At 44.9% G+C, this 20,148-nt stretch carries 19 protein-coding genes; 6 read left to right on the forward strand and 13 right to left on the reverse strand.

Annotation, left to right across the window (positions count from 1 at the left end; translation table 11 throughout):
- Positions 1–14: 14 nt before the first annotated feature.
- From efp to uvrA, 5 genes are all read right to left on the reverse strand, one after another.
- A complete protein-coding gene (efp, locus tag D8877_RS01875; RefSeq protein ID WP_002910568.1) occupies positions 15–575 on the reverse strand; it encodes an elongation factor P in 561 nt (186 codons plus the stop codon).
- Between the two features lie 139 nt (positions 576–714).
- Complete coding sequence (locus D8877_RS01880) at positions 715–1,818, reverse strand: SPFH domain-containing protein (protein ID WP_125340409.1); 1,104 nt, start codon at positions 1,816–1,818, stop codon at positions 715–717.
- Between the two features lie 8 nt (positions 1,819–1,826).
- Positions 1,827–2,798 carry a TIM44-like domain-containing protein gene (locus D8877_RS12530; RefSeq protein WP_125340408.1) on the reverse strand — a complete coding sequence of 324 codons (972 nt, stop codon included), beginning with the start codon at positions 2,796–2,798 and terminating at the stop codon, positions 1,827–1,829.
- A gap of 54 nt (positions 2,799–2,852) precedes the next feature.
- Positions 2,853–3,914, reverse strand: a complete 1,062-nt coding sequence (locus D8877_RS01890; RefSeq protein ID WP_125352247.1) for a M24 family metallopeptidase — start codon at positions 3,912–3,914, stop codon at positions 2,853–2,855.
- A gap of 151 nt (positions 3,915–4,065) precedes the next feature.
- Complete coding sequence (gene uvrA, locus D8877_RS01895; RefSeq protein ID WP_125336421.1) at positions 4,066–6,897, reverse strand: excinuclease ABC subunit UvrA; 2,832 nt, start codon at positions 6,895–6,897, stop codon at positions 4,066–4,068.
- A 127-nt stretch (positions 6,898–7,024) separates the two neighbouring features.
- Between uvrA and D8877_RS01900 the strand changes: the two genes are divergently transcribed.
- The gene (locus D8877_RS01900) at positions 7,025–7,969 is read left to right on the forward strand and encodes a magnesium transporter CorA family protein (protein WP_125336420.1); all 945 of its coding nucleotides are present in this window, start codon (positions 7,025–7,027) and stop codon (positions 7,967–7,969) included.
- Between the two features lie 18 nt (positions 7,970–7,987).
- Positions 7,988–8,662, forward strand: a complete 675-nt coding sequence (locus D8877_RS01905; RefSeq protein ID WP_125336419.1) for a DUF1129 domain-containing protein — start codon at positions 7,988–7,990, stop codon at positions 8,660–8,662.
- Positions 8,663–8,679: 17 nt separating this feature from the next.
- Here D8877_RS01905 and D8877_RS01910 read toward each other — a convergent pair whose 3' ends face one another.
- The 8 genes from D8877_RS01910 to hutI form a co-directional block, all read right to left on the reverse strand.
- Positions 8,680–8,889 (reverse strand): DUF1648 domain-containing protein, encoded by a 210-nt coding sequence (locus D8877_RS01910; protein ID WP_125336418.1) that lies wholly within the window; start codon positions 8,887–8,889, stop codon positions 8,680–8,682.
- Positions 8,889–10,499: a permease-like membrane multi-spanning protein gene (locus tag D8877_RS01915; protein WP_125336417.1), complete on the reverse strand. Its 1,611-nt coding sequence runs from the start codon at positions 10,497–10,499 to the stop codon at positions 8,889–8,891. The genes D8877_RS01910 and D8877_RS01915 overlap by 1 nt, the downstream gene beginning before the upstream one ends.
- The gene (locus D8877_RS01920; protein ID WP_002907216.1) at positions 10,426–11,139 is read right to left on the reverse strand and encodes an ABC transporter ATP-binding protein; all 714 of its coding nucleotides are present in this window, start codon (positions 11,137–11,139) and stop codon (positions 10,426–10,428) included. The genes D8877_RS01915 and D8877_RS01920 overlap by 74 nt, the downstream gene beginning before the upstream one ends.
- Positions 11,140–11,280: 141 nt before the next feature.
- A complete protein-coding gene (locus D8877_RS01925; RefSeq protein WP_002907217.1) occupies positions 11,281–11,937 on the reverse strand; it encodes a TetR/AcrR family transcriptional regulator in 657 nt (218 codons plus the stop codon).
- Positions 11,938–11,990: 53 nt separating this feature from the next.
- Positions 11,991–12,230: a 30S ribosomal protein S18 gene (rpsR, locus tag D8877_RS01930; protein WP_000068664.1), complete on the reverse strand. Its 240-nt coding sequence runs from the start codon at positions 12,228–12,230 to the stop codon at positions 11,991–11,993.
- Between the two features lie 36 nt (positions 12,231–12,266).
- Positions 12,267–12,761 carry a single-stranded DNA-binding protein gene (locus D8877_RS01935; RefSeq protein WP_002896496.1) on the reverse strand — a complete coding sequence of 165 codons (495 nt, stop codon included), beginning with the start codon at positions 12,759–12,761 and terminating at the stop codon, positions 12,267–12,269.
- Between the two features lie 11 nt (positions 12,762–12,772).
- Positions 12,773–13,063, reverse strand: a complete 291-nt coding sequence (rpsF, locus tag D8877_RS01940) for a 30S ribosomal protein S6 (protein WP_002896497.1) — start codon at positions 13,061–13,063, stop codon at positions 12,773–12,775.
- A 178-nt stretch (positions 13,064–13,241) separates the two neighbouring features.
- Positions 13,242–14,507, reverse strand: a complete 1,266-nt coding sequence (hutI, locus tag D8877_RS01945; protein WP_002907220.1) for an imidazolonepropionase — start codon at positions 14,505–14,507, stop codon at positions 13,242–13,244.
- Positions 14,508–14,706: 199 nt separating this feature from the next.
- Between hutI and hutU the strand changes: the two genes are divergently transcribed.
- The 4 genes from hutU (at position 14,707) to D8877_RS01965 (ending at position 20,137) form a co-directional block, all read left to right on the forward strand.
- Positions 14,707–16,737: a urocanate hydratase gene (gene hutU, locus D8877_RS01950; RefSeq protein WP_002907221.1), complete on the forward strand. Its 2,031-nt coding sequence runs from the start codon at positions 14,707–14,709 to the stop codon at positions 16,735–16,737.
- A gap of 119 nt (positions 16,738–16,856) precedes the next feature.
- Positions 16,857–17,756, forward strand: coding sequence for a glutamate formimidoyltransferase (ftcD, locus tag D8877_RS01955; protein WP_002903832.1), 900 nt, complete (start codon positions 16,857–16,859; stop codon positions 17,754–17,756).
- A 14-nt stretch (positions 17,757–17,770) separates the two neighbouring features.
- Positions 17,771–18,397, forward strand: a complete 627-nt coding sequence (locus D8877_RS01960) for a cyclodeaminase/cyclohydrolase family protein (protein ID WP_125352249.1) — start codon at positions 17,771–17,773, stop codon at positions 18,395–18,397.
- Positions 18,398–18,463: 66 nt separating this feature from the next.
- Positions 18,464–20,137: a formate--tetrahydrofolate ligase gene (locus tag D8877_RS01965; protein ID WP_032909767.1), complete on the forward strand. Its 1,674-nt coding sequence runs from the start codon at positions 18,464–18,466 to the stop codon at positions 20,135–20,137.
- The last annotated feature ends 11 nt before the right edge of the window (positions 20,138–20,148 follow it).

The raw sequence follows: 20,148 nt of genomic DNA on the forward strand, positions 1-20,148 counted from the left end.
TTACCTCTTCTATATTATGCGCGAGAAACGTAAGTTCCTTCTGCAGTGTTGATGATTAATTTTTGTCCAACTTCGATGAAGTCTGGTACGTTGACAACAAGACCTGTCTCAAGTGTCGCTGGCTTACCAGATCCGGTAACAGTAGCTCCCTTAATAGATGGCTGAGTATCTGTCACGACCAATTCAACTGTTGTCGGTACTGTCACACCAATCACTTCTGTTCCGTAGAACTGGATTTTCACATCAGAGTTTTCAAGGATGAATTTCAATTCTTCTTCTACATTGACTACTGGAATTTCATATTGGTCATAAGTCTCAGTATTCATGAAATAAGCAGTGTCATCCATTTTGTACAAGTATTGAGCTGGAACAGTTTCAATAATGGCTTGTTCAAATTTTTCTTCTGGACGGTAGCTGGTATCGAAGGTAGAGCCAGTACGAACATCGCGCAGTTTCATCCGCATAATCGTATTTCCCTTACCTGGTTTGTGGTGACTTGCTTCCAAAACGCGGATGAGTTTTCCATCAGCTGTTTCGAAGGTCATTCCAGCTTTCAGCTTACTTGCTTCAATCATTCTATATTACCTCTTTTTAAAATTATATTTCTACTTATTCTATCATAAAGCCTGATAATTCTCAAATAACAATCAACTCCAATTGGTTGCAGCTACTAAATTTTCAGACTTAATCTCCATACCAAACCGTACACTTACCTCAGTCTACTGGAACGATATTTCCATCTTCATCTTTCTTGACATGGACATACTTGCCATCCACCTCAATATAAAACGTTTTTGCTTTACCTTGAGAAGAAGATGCTTGTTGCTGAAGTTCTCCACCTAGAGCTTGTCCAACATTCATGCCCATCAAAAGATTCATTCCGTTTCCGCCTTCGTTTTTAGCCGCAGCAACCAAGGCTTCATTACGCGCCCTGCGTTCTTCAATCTCAATCGTATTGTATTTCATAGCCGCTAATTCACTATCAAGCTTGCGAACAGTCACCATGCTATCTTCATCATAGCTTAAGTCTTCAAGGAGGACATTGGTTACTTCCAAGCCATATAAGCTCACCCAAGTCTGATTAACCTCTTGTTTTGCTACTTCATTAAAGACTTCTTGATTAGCATTAAGGCTATAGATATCCACTTGGTTCTCAGCAGTATACTTTGCAATTGCTACCGCAATCTTTGGCGGCAGGTTTTGTCGCAAAGTCCCTTGTGCTACATCTTGCAAGGTAAATGGCTGTTCCGCTGTAATCTGACGACTTACAGAACTAATATAAAAGAGAACAGGATCCGCAATTTTCACATCATACAGACCATAAAAACGAATACTTAACAGCTGTTGATAGCGTTCGCTAAAGTACTCAACTGGATTTTGTGTGCCAAATTTATTCCCTGTAAAAGGCTGAGTTCGGAAATAAATGATTTCTTGCTGGGTTACAACTTGACCACCAAAGGAGAAGCGATGCTTAAAGTTCTCCCAAGTTCCCTTGATACCCTCTTTTTCTAATAACCAAGTGTTGTCTCCAGCCTGCCATTCATGACTTCCCGGTTCTAAAACTTCTCCCAAGAAGCTTCCATTGTTGACCAATAGAGCCACATATCCTTGTGGAACAATAACTAGCGAGCCATCCGTTAAAAGCCCTGTATTCTGATTGCCATGACGAGATTGACCATCTGGATCTTTGGTCAAAATTCTCCCTTTGATTGCTAGTGCCGTTTCTGGAACAGATTCAGGCAAAAACACTGCTTCTTTAAATTGACTATCACGAAAACTACTAATACCCCCAGAAAGGGCTGCTTTAATAAATCCCATAATTACTCCTATTTATAAAATTCAATTTCATCAACAACATCATAAGTATCCAGAACCCAGTCTTGAGCGGTTCGAATCAAGGAAGCCTGACAATACTCGCACTTACTACCAGAATCAATCGTCAGCGGCGCCCCACAATTAGGACAATGATCGCTGGATACATCGTCTTTCGCAATTCCTTCGGTCTGAGCTCCATGCACACGAATGAAGTTCATTCGATAAACTGTAAACAATTCTTTGCTTGGATCACCTTCAATAATCCGACCTGTTTCATCATCTTTAATATAGTCTCTCATAGTAGATGAAAGGATGACTTCTAATCTATCATGACCTTGTGGATTTGGATAAAAGTCTTTAATTTTAGAATCTTCTACACACACCCGTTCCAAGACATTGGTCGTTTTGGCTCGAATATGTTCCTGTAACTGCGTTCGGTGTTGCTCATATAAACTCGGACTTTCTAAATTACGAACAGAAGCCCAATCTTTTTCTGTCCAAGCAGACTGAAGGTGAAGGTAGACAGCTTTCGCTTGAGACAAGAAACTTTCTTCATCAAAGTAAGGATCCAATCTTTTCAGTTCTCTAATTGCTTCTTGATTATTCTGAATCTGTCTTCCTACTCTCTCTTCTGTGGTCATTTCCACGTCATTGCTTGAATAGATATCACCACCCATTCCCTTCACAATCTTAAAAAATATACCGCCAACCGCAACAATAGCAACGACACCTAGAGCCCCAGAAGATCCTAATCCTGCCCCAGACTCTGAGCTCGAACTGTAACTACTCGTTCCTCCCGACCAACTACTTCTTCCTGATCGATTGCTTCCTCCTGACCAGCTACTTCTTCCAGACCGATTGCTCCCTCCAGATTTTCTGCTTCCGCCACTCTTAGAATTACCCACACCAGCATCAACTGTAGGAGCTAAAACCAATAGTAAAGCAAGAAGACTTGCAACAAACGCTAAAGTACTTTTTTTCATAATCCTCTTTTCATCCTTATAAAAAATAATAGGGGTAAGAATACAATATTCATTTTATATAACAATCAACTCTTTCGGCGCAAGAGTTAGGACTTCGCAGCCTGTTTCTGTGATGAGAAGATCATCTTCGATGCGGACGCCGTATTTGCCATCCAGATAGATACCTGGCTCATCAGTCAGGACCATGCCCGCCTCAATCGGCTCTTCTGACTTGCCAAAGTAAGGAATTTCATGGATATCCAAGCCGATACCGTGGCCAATCCCATGGCTAAAATAAGGACCGTAGCCAGCATCGTTAATAATCTGGCGCGGAATCCGGTCAAAATCAATCCGGCTAAGACCAGCCTTGGCTGCATCTATGAGAGCTTGATTGCTGCGCAGAACAATATCATAAATCTCCCGCTCCTCGTCCGTCACCTGTCCCACATGAACAGTCCGCGTCATATCGCTGACATAGTGGTTGTAGTAGCAACCAAAGTCCATGGTCAGGGTTTCTCCCTTTTGAATGACCTTGTCACTAGCCACACCATGAGGCATAGCAGAGCGGTAGCCCGAAGCAATGATAAAATCAAAAGAGGCACCTGAAGCACCTAACTGGCGCATACGGGCATCTAAAAAGTTCATAACCGCCAGTTCTGTCGTCTCACCAGGCTTGATAAAATCCAGCACATCTAGAAAAGCTTGATCCGAAATCTGACAGGCCTTGCGAATAGTCGCGATTTCTTGCTCATCTTTAATCATGCGCAGATTTTCAATAAAGCCCGTCATGGGAACCAACTCGTAGGCAGAGAAGACACTTTCCAACATTTTGAAGTAAGCATAGGAAATCTCATCCTCAAAACCGATTTTTTGCAGCTTGTCATCCGCAATAATCTTGACAATCTCTCCAACCGCGTCGCGCGATTCCACAATATCAAAACCTTGGACTACTCCCTTGGCAATCAGCGTATAGCGTGCATCCGTTAGGAAAATCCGTCGTGTTTTGCTGATGAAAACCGTCGCTTCTGTCCCGCTGAAACCAGTCAGATAGTAAATATTTTTTAGATTGGTTACTAAAACAGCATCGCATTCTGTCTGAGCCAATGCTGCTTCAAACTTTTCAACTCTTGATAACATGAGGCACCTCCATGAAATAACTAAACTTATTATATCAAAAAACAAGTCAAATAGGACATTTTTTTACAAGTCCTATCTAAGGCGTAAATCTGACGAGCATTCTCCGACACGAAAAATCCCTGTTCTTAATATCAAACAGGGATTTGATAAATTATTTCACGTGCAGCTTGCCTTTCAAGTATTGCCCGGTATAGCTGGCTGGATTAGCTGCGACTTCTTCCGGTGTCCCCGTCGCAATAATCGTACCGCCACCGACACCGCCTTCCGGTCCCAAATCAATGATATGGTCAGCTGTCTTGATAACATCCAAATTGTGCTCGATAACGAGTACTGTATTGCCATCGTCCACAAAGCGTGATAGCACTTGAAGGAGCTTGGCAATATCTTCAGAATGCAGACCCGTGGTCGGCTCATCCAAGATATAGAAGGACTTACCAGTAGAGCGCTTGTGAAGCTCGCTGGCTAGCTTCATCCGCTGGGCTTCACCACCTGACAAAGTGGTGGCTGGCTGCCCCAGAGTCACATAGCCTAGTCCCACATCCTTGATAGTCTGAAGTTTGCGGGCAATCTTGGGAATATGCTGGAAGAACTCTACCGCATCATTGACCGTCATGTCCAGAACCTGAGCGATATTCTTCTCCTTGTAGTGAACCTCTAGAGTCTCGCTATTATAACGGGTACCGTGGCAGACCTCACAGGCCACATAGACGTCAGGTAGGAAGTGCATTTCAATCTTGATAATCCCATCACCCGAGCAGGCCTCACAGCGACCGCCCTTGACATTAAAGCTGAAACGCCCCTTCTTGTAGCCGCGAATCTTAGCTTCATTGGTCTTGGCAAACAGATCGCGAATATCGTCAAAGACTCCAGTATAAGTAGCTGGATTAGAGCGCGGTGTCCGGCCAATCGGACTTTGGTCGATATCAATCAGTCGATCCACGTGCTCAATGCCGCTGATTTTCTTGAACTTACCTGGCTTAGCAGAGTTGCGGTTGAGTTTTTGGGCGATGGCTTTTTTAAGGATAGAGTTGACCAGCGTTGACTTGCCGGATCCAGAAACTCCTGTCACAGCGATAAATTTGCCCAAGGGGAATCTGGCCGTGATATTCTGCAAGTTATTTTCCTGAGCTCCTGTCACTTCAATAAAGCGGCCATTGCCTACACGGCGGTCCAATGGCACTGGGATTTCGCGCTTACCTGACAGGTATTGGCCAGTGATAGATTTCTTGCTCTTGGCCACTTGCGTAGGAGTACCAGCTGCGACGATTTCACCGCCAAAAACACCGGCTCCTGGTCCCACATCAATCAACCAGTCAGCCTCCCGCATGGTGTCCTCATCATGCTCAACCACAATGAGGGTATTTCCTAGGTCGCGCATCTTCTTGAGGCTGGCAATCAGACGGTCATTGTCACGCTGGTGCAAGCCAATAGAGGGCTCGTCCAGGATATAGAGGACGCCACTCAAGTTAGAACCAATCTGAGTCGCCAAGCGAATCCGCTGACTCTCACCTCCTGATAGAGTCCCAGCCGAGCGAGACAAAGTCAGGTAATTAAGACCAACGTTATTGAGGAAGGTCAGGCGGTCATGAATTTCTTTAAGAATAGGCTGCGCAATCGTAGCTTCATTGTCAGTCAAGCTAAGCTTGTCCAACTGAAGCAAATGATCAGCAATGGACAAGTCTGAAATCTCACCGATATGCAAGCCGTCTTCGCCGCCAACCTTGACAGACAAGGCCTGAGGGCTGAGTCGATAACCATGACAAGCCGCACAAGTCAGCTCATTCATATAAGCCCGCATCTGCGTCCGAGTAAAATCACTATTGGTCTCATGGTAGCGACGGTTGATATTGGTGACAACCCCCTCAAAAGGAATGTCAATATCGCGCACGCCGCCAAATTCATTTTCATAGTGGAAATGGAACTCTCGTCCATCTGAGCCAAAGAAAATCAGCTGCTTTTCTTCCTCAGTCAGCTCCTCAAAAGGCTTGTCCATATCAATGCCAAAGGCTGCCATGGCCTGTTCTAGCATCTGCGGATAGTAGTTGGAGGATATGGGATTCCAAGGCGCTAGTGCTCCTTCGCGTAAGGTCTTGCCAGCTTCTGGCACAACCACATCTAGATCCACCTCCAGCTTAACCCCCAGACCATCACAGTCCGGACAGGAGCCAAAAGGCGCATTGAAAGAGAAGAGACGTGGCTCTAGCTCTGGCACCGTAAAGCCACAGACTGGACAGGCATAATGCTCAGAAAAGAGCAGCTCTTGACCGTCCATAGTGTCAATCACCACATAGCCCTCAGCAATCCGCAGAGCTGCTTCGACCGAGTCAAAGAGGCGGCTGCGCACCCCTTCCTTGATAACAATTCGGTCTACCACGACCTCAATATCATGCTGCTTGCTCTTAGAAAGCTCTGGCACTTCCGTCACATCGTAAATATCGCCATCCACGCGCACACGGACATAGCCGTCCTTCTGAATCTTATCAAAAACGGTCTTATGCTGGCCTTTTTTCTTGCGGATGACCGGCGCTAAAATCTGCAGCCGCTGCCGCTCTGGCAATTCTAAAACCTTGTCAACAATCTGCTCAACAGACGAAGCTGTAATAGCCCCATGACCGTTGATACAGTATGGCGTCCCAACACGAGCATAGAGTAGGCGCAGGTAGTCATTGATTTCGGTAGCAGTTCCTACTGTTGAGCGGGGATTTTTACTGGTCGTCTTCTGGTCGATGGAAATAGCTGGGCTGAGACCATCAATCGAATCCACATCCGGCTTTTCCATATTGCCCAAAAACTGCCGAGCATAGGCCGACAGACTCTCCACATAGCGGCGCTGCCCCTCAGCATAGAGGGTATCAAAAGCCAGACTGGACTTGCCTGAACCAGACAGACCAGTCACCACAACCAGCTTATCCCTCGGGATTTCTACATCAATATTTTTTAAATTATGAGCTCGCGCTCCATGAATCACAATTTTATCTTGCATCTTGACCTCGTTTCACTTATAAACCTTCTCCATTATAACAAATTTTTCTGCAAACTTTTGCCCCAAAAGCCCGAATTTGTAGTATAATAGTACGGTATGCAAAAAAACTCTGGAAAGGAAAATGATTATGAAGCAAGTCTTTTTATCTACTACGACAGAATTCAAAGAGATTGATTCGCTCGAATCGGGCACCTGGATCAATCTTGTCAACCCTTCCCAGAGTGAATCAATTGAAATCGCCAACGCCTTTGGTATTGACATTGCAGACCTGCGAGCGCCGCTCGATGCGGAAGAAATGTCTCGGGTTACGATAGAGGATGAGTACACGCTGATCATCGTTGACGTGCCCATCACAGAGGAGCGGAATAACCAGACTTACTATGTCACGATTCCCCTTGGTATTATCATCACGGAAGAGGCTATTATTACCACTTGTTTGGAAAAATTACCTCTGCTGGATATCTTCATTCATCGGCGCTTGCGTAACTTCTATACTTTTATGAAGTCACGTTTTATCTTTCAGATTCTCTACCACAATGCTGAGCTATATCTGACAGCTCTGCGCTCCATTGACCGCAAGAGTGAGCAGATTGAAAGCCAACTGCACAAGTCCACACGAAATGAAGAACTGATTGAGCTCATGGAGTTGGAAAAGACCATCGTCTATTTCAAGGCCTCCCTTAAGACAAATGAGCGAGTGATTAAGAAGCTGACCAGCTCCACTAGCAATATCAAGAAATATCTGGAAGACGAGGACTTGCTGGAAGACACCTTGATTGAGACCCAGCAGGCCATTGAAATGGCTGATATCTACGGCAACATCCTCCACAGTATGACGGAGACCTTTGCCTCTATCATTTCTAATAACCAGAACAATATCATGAAAGCCTTGGCTCTGGTGACCATTGTCATGTCTATCCCGACCATGATTTTCTCAGCCTATGGGATGAACTTCAAAAATAACGAACTGCCTCTCAACGGTGAACCACATGCCTTCTGGATTATTATGTTCATCGCCTTTGCCATGAGTGCTTCGGTTATGGCTTATCTCATGCACAAAAAACTATTTTAACCATTAGAAAGAACGCCTATGTCACAAGTATCCCTCGACAAACTCAGCAAAAAAAACAAAGAATTTATCCATATCGCGACTAACCAGCTTTTACAAGACGGCAAATCCGACCAGGAAATCCAGAACATCTTAGAAGGCATTCTGCCGGAAATCCTGGAAAATCAAACCAAGGGAATCACTGCCCGCGGCCTCTACGGAGCCCCGACTACTTGGGCAGCTTCTTTGACCGCAAAAGAGCGCTATGATGCCGAGAATCCAAAGGAAAATGACGATCCTAAATGGATGATGCTGGACTCTGTCCTCTTTATCTTTGGTTTCTTTACCCTCCTGACCTCTATCGTCAATCTGGCTTCCTCTCAGCCATCTGTCTATGGACTGACGACTCTCGTACTCGGAAGCATCGTCGGTGGCCTTTCTTTCTATGCTCTCTACCACTTTATCTACCGTTTCTACGGACCAGATAAGGACCGTAGCCAGCGCCCTAAACTGCTCAAGTCTATCCTTACCATGGCAGCGGCTATTCTCCTCTGGAGCATGTCCATCGTCCTGACTAGTCTCCTACCTGAATTCCTCAATCCCCGCCTGTCCAATATCGTAGTTGCTATTGTCGGCGCTATTACCCTAGCCCTGCGCTTCTATCTCAAAAAACGCTTCAACATCAAGAGCGCGACTATGGGACCGACGAGATATTAATATCACACAAAAAGAGGTCAGTGACCTCTTTTTGATTTGTTTCGAAAATATTTCCAATAAAGAGAGTAGGGAATGGGCAAACTGAGAATCAAGCAAAAGCGATTGACAACAATGTCCGCCTTTCCTGCGCTGTTAAAATGAATGGGAACCTGCTCTGGCAGCAGGCAGATAATCAGAAATAAGGTTACTGCTAAGAGAAACAAAACGAATAAATCTTTCTTTTTCATTAGCCATGGACCTCCTTAAAATATCCTTGTTTTATTAAATGCCTATAAAGAACAGCTGCCAAGAGAAAAAGTCCAAGAGCTGAGATTCGCAGCGAAATCTCCAAGTCCATACCAAATAGTAAGGATAAACAAAGAGGGAACACAAGAACCAAGATGCCAATTCCTCCAGACAAGATAGTCGAAAAACTTTGCTTAATAACAATCATTTCATTGTCCCAGATGAACTTAGGATAATGAAAATTGACCACAAGTCCCTGAAGAGCTGTAAATAGAGAATAAGCCAGTGAAACAAGGACCAAATCCACTACTTGCAAGCCTCCTAGCGAGAAACGCCAAACCAGAACAGGCAAGCCCAGCAGCAAGGCTGTGAAGTGTAAGGACACCGTCAAGGCCAGCTTTGCCATCATTATCTGCCTCATAGAAACCGGGAGTGTCTGAAGCAGCCAAATCTCTTCCCCCTCCAAGGAAATACTGACAGCTGCAGGATTGGAAATACTGAGACAGCCAGCCAGTAATAGGGGTAAAAATTCTCGGCTATCTCTGAGTCCAATCGAAGAAAAGAGGACATCAGGAGTCATAAAACAAAGCGAGATGGCTAAAACGATGATTAAAATGGTTCCCAGTCCACTATTGAGCATATAAAGATAGGAACTCATAAAATTCGAAATTTCTCTCCTATAAAGAGCCATAAAGGGAGACTTCTGCCGGCTTCTATAGACTTTGCTTTCTGACTTCACCCCTGTTATCATCTGATTTATTTTTAAATAATTTCTACTTAAATACCTTAGAAAAAGCCCTGTCAGCGCAAAAGATATAAGCATCAACAGAAGGCTAGCCCACAAAAAATGCTGAGGGTTAAAAAACAAGCTTGCCGGAGGATAGAGAGAAGTCAGCTGCTTGGTAAGCAAGAGACCAACATTTTCCGCTGACAGTCCAGCTCTCATAGCCCACAGACTGCCTGTTGCCAGCCCCAAAAGCAAGAGGAGAGAAAAAAGGAAGGCAACTAGATTTTTATGAGTGACCTTTGAGGCTATGTAGGCAACGCACAAGCCAAGTAAAGATGCTAAACAGAGAGGTAAAAGAGGAACAAATCCCATTAAAAGCAGATAAAGAAGCAACTCCAACAAGGACGCACCATAACCAAACCAAACGAGGCCTGCTGGGAGCATGAGAAGGACGGCAAACACACTGTTCAAAAGATAAAGAAAAGCATATTTCTCACAGACAATATCTCTAATACTGAGCGGTAATACGATGAGCCTGTCAAGTTCCTCTTGGTCAAACAAGATGCCATTTGACTGCATCAGACTAAAAAAGAAAATAATAAAACTAACCAAGGCAATCATATAGGCTGGAATCAAATTTGCCTGCCCCAACTTGACTAAACTCAAAGCCGTCAAAAGGTTATAGCCTGAAAATAGAAAAACAAGCAAGAAGAGCAGGCCAAGCTTAAAATACTTGCCCAACCTTCGTCCTTTCCTTAAATCATTAAGCGAAAATGTGCTGTATAATTGTACTTTTAAAAGCAAAAGAATATTAGTCATCTTCCTGTAACTCCATAAATACTTGTTCCAAACTGGATGCCCCCTTAACTTCAGAGGTCCTTCCATTAGCCACCAAATGTCCCTTTTGCAGAATAGCCACCTTATTGCAGAGTTCTTCCGCAACCTCTAAAACGTGAGTAGAAAAGAAAATCGCATGCCCTTGATCGGCTAACTCTCTCATGATCTGCTTAAAATAATATGCGCCTTTCGGATCTAAACCGACAAAAGGTTCATCTAAAATCAGTAATTCTGGCTCATGCAAGAGGGCCGCTATTAGTGCCAATCGCTGCTTCATTCCATGTGAATAAGCTGATATCAACTGATCCAAAGAAGTATTCAACTCAAACATTTTAGAATACTTTTCTATAGCCGCTTGCCTCTTTTCCATAGAGACTCTATAAATATCTGCTACAAAGTCCAAAAACTGCCTTGCAGTCAGATTTTTATAAAGGTCTGGGTTATCCGGTAGAAACGCCATCTTTTTCTTACAAAGCAAGGGCTCCTTACTGATAGAGTGCCCACAGATATAAATCTCTCCTTTATCAAAATCATGAATCCCAACAACCGACTTAATGGTAGATGTTTTACCTGCTCCGTTTGCGCCGATGAAGCCATAAATATCCCCAGGCTCCACCATCAGACTAAGATCATCCACTGCCTTCTTACCGTTGCTATATACTTTTGTTAAATGTTCTATTTTTAACATGAATTTCTCCTTTTATTCAAACTGACATTTTGTCAGTGTTAGCCTAAAATTTTTTAAATATCAGGATTAAAAGATTGAAGTCTCGAACTGACATTTTGTCAGTTCCACTTCTAAATAAAAGGCAGAAAACTGCCGATTATTCTAAAAAATAGATTCCTCTAATCCTAAGCTTCTTTCTAAGATTGCCTGGAAGCTGGTGAGATAATTCTGCAAAGTCTCTGGTTTTTCCTGACTCATCTTGATATCATTGGACACAAAGACGTAGGCAGTCATGAGAAAAGAAGCCGTTTCATGCGGATATTTCAAATGAAAATCTCCAGATTTCTGACCTTCCTCCAAGATATGAGTAAAGAAAACAATCATCCGCTCACAGAGTCTATGATAAAAGCGATCCAAGACATAGCGATTTGTTTCTAAATTGACGGTTTCCTGCAAGACTTGATTTTCCTGTGTTCTGCTCTCCTCTGGGATAAGGGTCGCCTCAATAAAAGTTCTGATTTTTTCCTTGGCTCCGACATTTGGCTGATAGCTGATTTTTTCTAGCTTTCTCAGCAAGGGCTCAGAGTTCTTTTCAATCAGACAATAGAGAATATCTTCCTTATCCTTAAAATGATAGTAAAGCAGGCCTCGAGAAATTCCAAGCTTATCAATAATGTCTTGAGTCCTTGTCTTTAGATAGCCCTTTTGGGCAAAGAGCTGCAAGGCTGCAGACATAATCTCCGCCCGCCGCACCTCTACTTCCTTGACATCACGCATGATTTCTGCCTCCTTGTGGTCAGTATAGCACTCCACTGACATTTTGTCAATGACAAAATAAAAAAACAGCAAGCTAGAGCCTGCTGTTAATCTAATTAGTCTTCATTTACGAAAGGCATCAAAGCCATTACGCGAGCGCGTTTGATAGCTGTTGTTACTTTACGTTGGTTTTTAGCTGAAGTTCCTGTTACACGACGAGGAAGGATTTTCCCACGTTCTGAAACGAAACGGCTAAGAAGCTCAGTATCTTTGTAATCAACATATTCAATTTTGTTCGCTGCGATGTAATCAACTTTTTTACGGCGTTTGAATCCGCCACGACGTTGTTGAGCCATGTGTTTTCTCCTTTATATTATAGTTAGATTCGGTCCTTAGAAAGGTAGATCGTCGTCTGAGATATCCATCGGGTTAGAATTGCCAAATGGGCTCTCATCACGAGAAAAGTTCGGTACTTGGTTAGACGAGTCTGCACTGCCATAACTTGGAGCAGAGCTGCCGCCGAAGCTGTTCCCACCGTAACCGCCAGATGACTGACCTTCACGATTAGAGCGACTTTCCAAGAGTTGGAAATTGTCCGCAACAACTTCTGTGACATAGACACGCTGGCCTTGCTGATTCTCGTAGTTACGCGTTTGAATACGGCCTGTAATTCCGATCAGGGCTCCTTTTTTAGCCCAATTTGCAAGATTTTCTGCCTGCTGACGCCAGATAACAACATTGATAAAGTCTGCTTCTCGCTCGCCACTTTGATTTTTAAAGTTGCGATTGACAGCCAGAGTAAATGTTGCGACCGCTTGGTTCTGCGGAGTATAGCGAAGCTCGGCATCACGGGTCATGCGACCCACCAGTACAACGTTATTAATCATAGTCTACCTTCTTAAGCGTCAAGTTTGACGATCATGTGACGAAGAATGTCAGCGTTGATTTTTGAAAGACGGTCAAACTCTTTAAGAGCTGCATCGTCGTTTGCTTCAACGTTAACGATGTGGTAAAGTCCTTCACGGAAATCTTGGATTTCGTATGCAAGACGACGTTTTTCCCAATCTTTTGATTCAACAACAGTTGCACCGTTGTCAGTCAAGATAGAGTCAAAGCGTGCTACCAAAGCGTTTTTAGCTTCTTCTTCAATGTTTGGACGAATAATATAAAGAATTTCGTATTTAGCCATTGATTTTTCCTCCTTTTGGTCTAATGACCCCGAGACTTTGCAAGGGGTAAGTGAGGTTTGCTCACAAATAACTATTATAGCAGACTTGCGGCAGAATGGCAAGGGAAAGTTTTGATATAAAAAAAACTCTCCCTGTCACCAGAGAGAGTCCGAAAAATACGATTCGTTTTTAGAGAGGCTAGACAATTCTTCCTTGGTCAACGACCAGTTTTCCAGCCTTGTAGACCTGATGGGTCAGGTTGGTCGCAAAGAAATAAAGTGGGTAGTCAATATTCTTAGCGTCTAGAATGGTAATGTCCGCCTGCTTACCAGTATCAAAGCTGCCAATCTTATCTTGACGGTTAACTGAGTAGGCCGCATTGATGGTTACAGCGTTGAGAACTTCTACTGGCGTCAGACGCATCATAAAGCAGCCCAGCTGCATGACGAACTGCAGATTAGCTGTCGGACAAGAGCCTGGATTGCTGTCGGTAGTCAGAGTGATAGCCATACCAGCTTCCAGCATCTTACGGGCTGGTGCATAGGTATCTTCCATCAGACTGAAGGTAGTTGCCGGCAGGAGATTACCGATAACCTTGGCTTCTGCCATCTTGCGAATGCCCTCATCGGTCGCCATCATCAAGTGCTCTGCACTGGTTGCTCCTAGCTCAGCCGCTACATCTACCCCGCCGATAGACTCGATTTCATCAGCATGGATACGAAGCTTGAAGCCCATCTCCTTTGCCTTAGAAAGTAAGTAGCGTGACTCGTCAGCTGTAAAGACGCCTTTTTCACAGAAAATATCACAGAATTCAGCTAGATTTTCTGCCTTTACCCGAGGCAGCATTTCCTCGACGATAAGCTCCAGATATTCCTGAGAGCGTCCCTTATATTCTGGTGGAACGGCGTGGGCAGCCATAAAGGTAGAAACGAGATCAATCTCGTGGTCACGGTCCAGAGCCCCAACGACATCTAGCTGGCGCTTCTCTGTTTCCCAGTCCAAACCATAGCCGCTCTTAGCCTCAACTGTTGTTACCCCATGCAGCAGCATATAGTCCAGCAGTCTCTTAGACTTATCATAGAGAGTGTCAAAAGAAGCTTCTCGTGTCGCCCGGACTGTACTGAGAATACCACCGCCTTGGGCAAGAATTTCCAGATAAGGGACACCAGCTAATTTCTTAGCAAATTCATGCTCCCGGCTGCCACCGTAGACCAAGTGAGTGTGGCAGTCAATCAAGCCAGGTGTGGCAATCTTGCCCTCATAAGACTGAATCTTAGTATCTGGTCCGACCAGACTGGCATCCGGCTCTCCGCTGCCGACTGCTAGGATTTTGCCGTCTTTGACTGCAATGTAGCCGTCTTCCAAAACCTGAGCTTCCTTCATCTCCTCGCCAAAAAGGGGATGTCCGAGGTCCTTGGGACAGAAGACTTGATTAAAGTGAGTTAATAGTAAATCAGCAGTCATGCTTGTTCCTCCATTTCATTTTCCGACATATTTGCTTTTCATCATAATACACTATCGTCAAATTATAGTCAAAAGCTTGTAAAAGATAGGAGCCCCACTTTTTTTACTGCTTTTCTCATTTTCTTGACTCTTTATGGACGGGAGTCTTATAGAATGTAGGAGAAAGATATTTTACACTTGACTAAAAGGAGGATTTTTCATGTCATACTTTAGCGAAAATGAAATTGCAGCAGCAATGACCGTCAAATTAGACGATGTACTGCCTGAAAAAACAGTTTTCCAAGAAGGCATCCGTCGAGCACCTGACCGGGGCTTCCGTTTGACTCAAGCTCAAACCGAAATTGCGCTTAAAAATGCCCTTCGCTATATTCCAAAGAGATTCCATGAGGAAGTAATTCCAGAATTCTTAGAAGAACTGAAAACTCGCGGACGGATTTATGGCTACCGCTGGCGTCCAAAAGAACGCATCTACGGTAAACCAATTGATGAATATAAAGGGAGCTGTACTGCGGCCAAAGCTATGCAGGTTATGATTGACAACAACCTGAGCTTTGAAATCGCCCTTTATCCTTATGAATTGGTTACTTACGGGGAAACTGGATCTGTCTGCGCTAACTGGATGCAGTACAACCTGATCAAGAAATACTTGGAAATCATGACCGACCATCAAACCTTGGTTGTAGAATCTGGCCATCCACTTGGACTTTTCAAATCTAAACCAGAAGCTCCGCGCGTTATTATCACCAATGGCCTCTTGGTCGGTGAATACGACAACATGAAGGACTGGGAAATTGCAGAAGAAATGGGTGTAACCAACTATGGTCAAATGACAGCCGGTGGTTGGATGTACATCGGCCCTCAAGGTATCGTCCATGGTACTTTCAACACCCTCCTCAATGCTGGACGCTTGAAACTGGGTGTGGCTGACGATGGTGATCTAACTGGCAAACTCTTCATCTCTTCTGGTCTGGGTGGCATGAGTGGAGCTCAAGGGAAAGCGGCCGAAATTGCTAAAGCTGTGGCAATCGTAGCTGAAGTAGACCAATCCCGGATTGAAACTCGTCACTCCCAAGGCTGGATTAGTCAATTAGCCGAAAGTCCGAAAGAAGCTATCGACTTGGCTCAAAAAGCTCTGGAAACTGGTGAATCAACTTCCATTGCCTATCATGGTAACATTGTAGATCTCTTAGAATATGTCAACGAGAACAATATCCATGTAGATCTGCTGTCTGACCAAACTTCTTGCCACAATGTCTATGACGGCGGCTACTGTCCAGCTGGTATCAGCTTTGAAGAGCGGACTCGCCTCCTGGCTGAAGACAAGGAAACCTTTGCTAAGTTGGTTGACGAAACATTGGAACGTCACTTCAAGGCAATCAAGACCCTGACTAGCAACGGTACCTACTTCTTTGACTACGGCAATGCCTTTATGAAGGCAGTCTATGACTCTGGCATCAAGGAAATTTCTAAGAACGGCTTTGACGACAAAGACGGCTTCATCTGGCCATCCTATGTAGAAGATATCATGGGTCCAATGCTCTTTGACTATGGTTATGGTCCTTTCCGTTGGGTATGTCTGAGCGGTAAGCACGAAGACCTGGTCGCTACTGACCATGCAGCTATGGAAGTGATCGACCCTAACCGCCGCTACCAAGACCGCGACAACTACAACTGGATCCGCGATGCAGAAAAGAACCAGCTGGTTGTTGGAACTCAGGCTCGGATTCTCTACCAAGACTGTATGGGACGCGTCAATATCGCCCTCAAGTTCAATGAATTAGTGCGCGAAGGCAAGATTGGTCCTGTCATGATCGGCCGTGACCACCACGACGTATCTGGTACTGACTCTCCATTCCGTGAAACTTCTAATATCAAGGACGGTTCTAATGTTACCTGCGACATGGCTGTGCAATGTTACGCTGGTAACGCAGCTCGCGGTATGAGTCTAGTAGCTCTCCACAACGGTGGCGGAACTGGTATCGGTAAAGCAATCAACGGTGGCTTTGGCTTGGTTTTAGACGGTAGTGAACGTATTGATGAAATCATCAAATCTGCTATCGCTTGGGATACGATCGGCGGAGTTGCACGTCGTAACTGGGCTCGCAATGAGCATGCTATTGAGACAGCTATCGAGTACAACCGCCTCCACCAAGGAACAGACCACATTACCATTCCATACTTAACTGACGAAGATTTAGTCAAAGAATCTGTTAAAAAGTTGTTCGAATAGGAAAAACTTGTCCCCCAACTTCCGACCTGAGCTGGGTATCAGTCTAGCTCAGGAGGAGGTTCTGCTTTATTAAGTTTATATTATAAATTAAAATTATTGATATCACGAGGTAATATCTTATGGCAAAAATTGTTGAATGTATTCCTAACTTTTCTGAAGGCCGCAACCAAGCGGTCATTGACGGTCTAGTGGAAGTAGCTAAGAGCGTGCCAGGCGTAACACTTTTGGACCACTCTTCTGATGCCAGCCACAACCGCAGCGTCTTTACCTTGGTCGGTGATGATCAAAACATTCAGGAAGTTGCCTTTCGTTTGGTCAAATACGCTTCTGAAAATATTGACTTGACCAAACACCAGGGTGAACACCCTCGTATGGGCGCAACTGATGTCCTGCCTTTTGTACCGATCAAGGACATCACAAGTGAGGAATGCGTAGAAATTGCGAAGACCGTATCTGAGCGGATCAATCGTGAGCTCGGTATTCCTATCTTCCTCTATGAAGATGCTGCGACTCGTCCAGAGCGTAAGAACTTGGCTAAGGTTCGTAAAGGACAATTTGAAGGCATGCCTGAAAAACTCTTGGAACCTGACTGGGCACCTGACTACGGTGAAAGAAAGATTCACCCAACTGCTGGTGTCACTGCTGTCGGAGCTAGAATGCCGCTCATCGCCTACAATATCAACTTGGATACAGACAATCTAGAAATTGCCAACAATATTGCCAAAATTATCCGTGGATCAAGCGGTGGTTACAAGTACTGTAAAGCTATCGGCGTTATGCTGGAAGACCGCAACATTGCTCAGGTTTCTATCAACATGGTCAATCTGGAAAAATTCCCACTCTATCGCGTCTTTGAAACAGTTCGCTTTGAAGCTAAACGCTATGGAGTTGGAATCCTCGGCTCAGAGGTCATCGGTTTGGCACCAGCCAAGGCTTTGATTGACGCAGCAGAATACTATCTGCAAATTGAAGACTTTGACTACGGCAAGCAAGTTCTGGAAAACCATTTGCTGGGCTAGGAGGACAGAAACCTATGAAATTAGTAGATTTAAGCTTGACAGAATTTGCCCAAGTCCTAGGCTCAGATGCTCCTGCACCAGGAGGCGGCTCTGCCGCTGCTCTTTCCGCAGCGAACGGTATTTCCCTGACCAAGATGGTTTGTGAATTGACCCTTGGCAAGAAAAAATACGCAGAATTTGAAGCAGAAATTGCTCAAGTGCACGCAGAAAGCGCCCGCCTCCAAGAAAGCCTGCTCGCAGCTATTGACAAGGACACTGATGCCTTCAATCTAGTCTCTGCCGTCTTTGATATGCCTAAGGAAACAGACGAAGACAAGGCTGCCCGTCGAGAAGCGATGCAACAAGCCCTAAAGGAAGCAACCAAGTCACCTTATGGCATGATGGAAGACATCTTGACTGCCCTGCAAACAACTCAAAAGGCTGTTGGCAAGTCCAATACCAATGCTGCCAGCGACCTGGGTGTAGCAGCTCTCAACCTTAAGGCTGGTCTGCAAGGGGCTTGGCTCAATGTCCTCATCAATCTGTCAGGTGTCAAGGATGAAGCATTCGTCGCAGACTACCGCAGCAAGGGTGAAGACCTCCTGCAAAAAGGCTGCGCCCTAGCCGATGAAATTTATCAAGAAATTTTGAAAGTTGTCTAATAGATAAACGGAAGAGAAGTCTGCTCTTTCCCATGAATGGACTTCCTCTTCTCAAGAGGTAACAATATGGTTTTATCAGATATTGAAATTGCGAATTCGGTTCAAATGAAGCCCATCAAAGAGGTTGCAGAAAAGCTTGGAATTGCTGAAGACGCCTTGTCTCTTTATGGAAATTACAAGGCAAAAATCAGTGCCGGCCAACTGGAAGCCCTCAAAGACAAACCAGACGGTAAACTGATTCTCGTGACAGCTATTTCTCCGACACCAGCTGGAGAAGGCAAGACCACGACTTCTGTCGGATTGGTCGATGCTTTGGCTGCTATCGGTAAAAAAGCCGTTATCGCTCTGCGGGAGCCTTCTCTCGGACCTGTCTTTGGTATCAAGGGCGGAGCTGCTGGCGGTGGGCACGCTCAAGTTGTACCCATGGAAGACATCAACCTCCACTTCACTGGTGACTTTCATGCCATCGGTGTTGCCAACAACCTATTGGCAGCCCTCATTGATAACCACATCCATCATGGAAATGCCTTAGGCATTGACTCTCGCCGCATCACTTGGAAGCGGGCAGTGGATATGAATGACCGGCAACTGCGCCACATCGTAGACGGCTTGCAAGGTAAAGTCAACGGTGTTCCACGTGAAGATGGTTTTGACATTACAGTTGCTTCTGAGGTTATGGCTATTCTCTGTCTGTCAGAAAATATCACTGACCTCAAGAACCGTTTGGAAAAAATCATCATTGGCTACAGCTTTGAAGGTAAGCCAGTAACTGCCAAGGACTTGAAAGCTGGTGGCGCTATGGCTGCTGTGCTCAAAGACGCCATCCATCCAAACTTGGTTCAAACACTGGAACACACACCAGCCTTGATTCACGGTGGACCTTTTGCCAACATTGCTCATGGCTGTAACAGTGTCCTAGCTACCAAGCTAGCTCTCAAATATGCCGACTATGCAGTCACAGAAGCTGGTTTTGGTGCTGACCTCGGTGCTGAAAAATTCATTGATATCAAGTGTCGTACATCTGGTCTTCGTCCAGCGGCTGTAGTTCTGGTTGCTACCATCCGTGCTCTCAAGATGCACGGCGGTGTGGCTAAGAGTGATCTGGCTGAAGAAAATGTCCAAGCCGTTGTAGATGGTCTGCCAAACTTGGAAAAACATCTGGAAAACATTCAAGATGTTTATGGATTGCCAGCAGTCGTTGCCATCAATAAATTCCCGCTGGACACTGAAGCAGAACTGCAAGCAGTTTATGATGCCTGCCAAAAACGCGGCGTTGACGTCGTGATTTCCGACGTCTGGGCGAATGGCGGAGCCGGTGGTAAAGAGTTGGCTGAAAAAGTCGTAGAACTGGCCGAAGGAGACAATCACTTCCAATTTGTATATAATGAAGAGGACTCCATTGAGACCAAGCTGAACAAAATTGTTACTAAGGTCTATGGAGGCAAGGGCGTTCGCCTGACTCCTGCTGCTAAACGTGAGCTCAAACAACTGGAAGAGCTGGGCTTCTCCAACTATCCTATCTGTATGGCTAAGACTCAATACTCCTTCTCAGACGATGCTAAGAAACTAGGCGCACCTAAAGACTTTGTCGTGACTATCAGCCAGCTCAAAGTTTCTGCTGGTGCAGGCTTCATCGTTGCTCTGACTGGTGCGATCATGACCATGCCAGGATTGCCTAAGGTACCAGCCAGCGAAAAGATTGATGTTGACAAAGACGGCAATATCAGCGGTTTGTTCTAATAAATACCAAA

Source organism: Streptococcus sanguinis, from assembly GCF_003943735.1.
GTDB classification, from domain to species: Bacteria; Bacillota; Bacilli; order Lactobacillales; family Streptococcaceae; genus Streptococcus; species Streptococcus sanguinis_E.

What these genes read in the sequence shown, in the direction of transcription:
- D8877_RS01935 (WP_002896496.1), bottom strand. Translation starts at nt 12,761, where the DNA reads ATGATTAATAACGTTGTACTGGTGGGTCGCATGACCCGTGATGCCGAG.
- rpsR (WP_000068664.1), bottom strand. Translation starts at nt 12,230, where the DNA reads ATGGCTCAACAACGTCGTGGCGGATTCAAACGCCGTAAAAAAGTTGAT.
- D8877_RS01890 (WP_125352247.1), bottom strand. Translation starts at nt 3,914, where the DNA reads ATGTTATCAAGAGTTGAAAAGTTTGAAGCAGCATTGGCTCAGACAGAA.
- uvrA (WP_125336421.1), bottom strand. Translation starts at nt 6,897, where the DNA reads ATGCAAGATAAAATTGTGATTCATGGAGCGCGAGCTCATAATTTAAAA.
- hutU (WP_002907221.1), top strand. Translation starts at nt 14,707, where the DNA reads ATGTCATACTTTAGCGAAAATGAAATTGCAGCAGCAATGACCGTCAAA.
- D8877_RS12530 (WP_125340408.1), bottom strand. Translation starts at nt 2,798, where the DNA reads ATGAAAAAAAGTACTTTAGCGTTTGTTGCAAGTCTTCTTGCTTTACTA.
- D8877_RS01965 (WP_032909767.1), top strand. Translation starts at nt 18,464, where the DNA reads ATGGTTTTATCAGATATTGAAATTGCGAATTCGGTTCAAATGAAGCCC.
- D8877_RS01920 (WP_002907216.1), bottom strand. Translation starts at nt 11,139, where the DNA reads ATGTTAAAAATAGAACATTTAACAAAAGTATATAGCAACGGTAAGAAG.
- D8877_RS01900 (WP_125336420.1), top strand. Translation starts at nt 7,025, where the DNA reads ATGAAGCAAGTCTTTTTATCTACTACGACAGAATTCAAAGAGATTGAT.
- D8877_RS01960 (WP_125352249.1), top strand. Translation starts at nt 17,771, where the DNA reads ATGAAATTAGTAGATTTAAGCTTGACAGAATTTGCCCAAGTCCTAGGC.
- rpsF (WP_002896497.1), bottom strand. Translation starts at nt 13,063, where the DNA reads ATGGCTAAATACGAAATTCTTTATATTATTCGTCCAAACATTGAAGAA.
- efp (WP_002910568.1), bottom strand. Translation starts at nt 575, where the DNA reads ATGATTGAAGCAAGTAAGCTGAAAGCTGGAATGACCTTCGAAACAGCT.
- D8877_RS01880 (WP_125340409.1), bottom strand. Translation starts at nt 1,818, where the DNA reads ATGGGATTTATTAAAGCAGCCCTTTCTGGGGGTATTAGTAGTTTTCGT.
- D8877_RS01915 (WP_125336417.1), bottom strand. Translation starts at nt 10,499, where the DNA reads ATGGAAGGACCTCTGAAGTTAAGGGGGCATCCAGTTTGGAACAAGTAT.
- hutI (WP_002907220.1), bottom strand. Translation starts at nt 14,507, where the DNA reads ATGACTGCTGATTTACTATTAACTCACTTTAATCAAGTCTTCTGTCCC.
- D8877_RS01905 (WP_125336419.1), top strand. Translation starts at nt 7,988, where the DNA reads ATGTCACAAGTATCCCTCGACAAACTCAGCAAAAAAAACAAAGAATTT.
- D8877_RS01925 (WP_002907217.1), bottom strand. Translation starts at nt 11,937, where the DNA reads ATGTCAGTGGAGTGCTATACTGACCACAAGGAGGCAGAAATCATGCGT.
- ftcD (WP_002903832.1), top strand. Translation starts at nt 16,857, where the DNA reads ATGGCAAAAATTGTTGAATGTATTCCTAACTTTTCTGAAGGCCGCAAC.
- D8877_RS01910 (WP_125336418.1), bottom strand. Translation starts at nt 8,889, where the DNA reads ATGAAAAAGAAAGATTTATTCGTTTTGTTTCTCTTAGCAGTAACCTTA.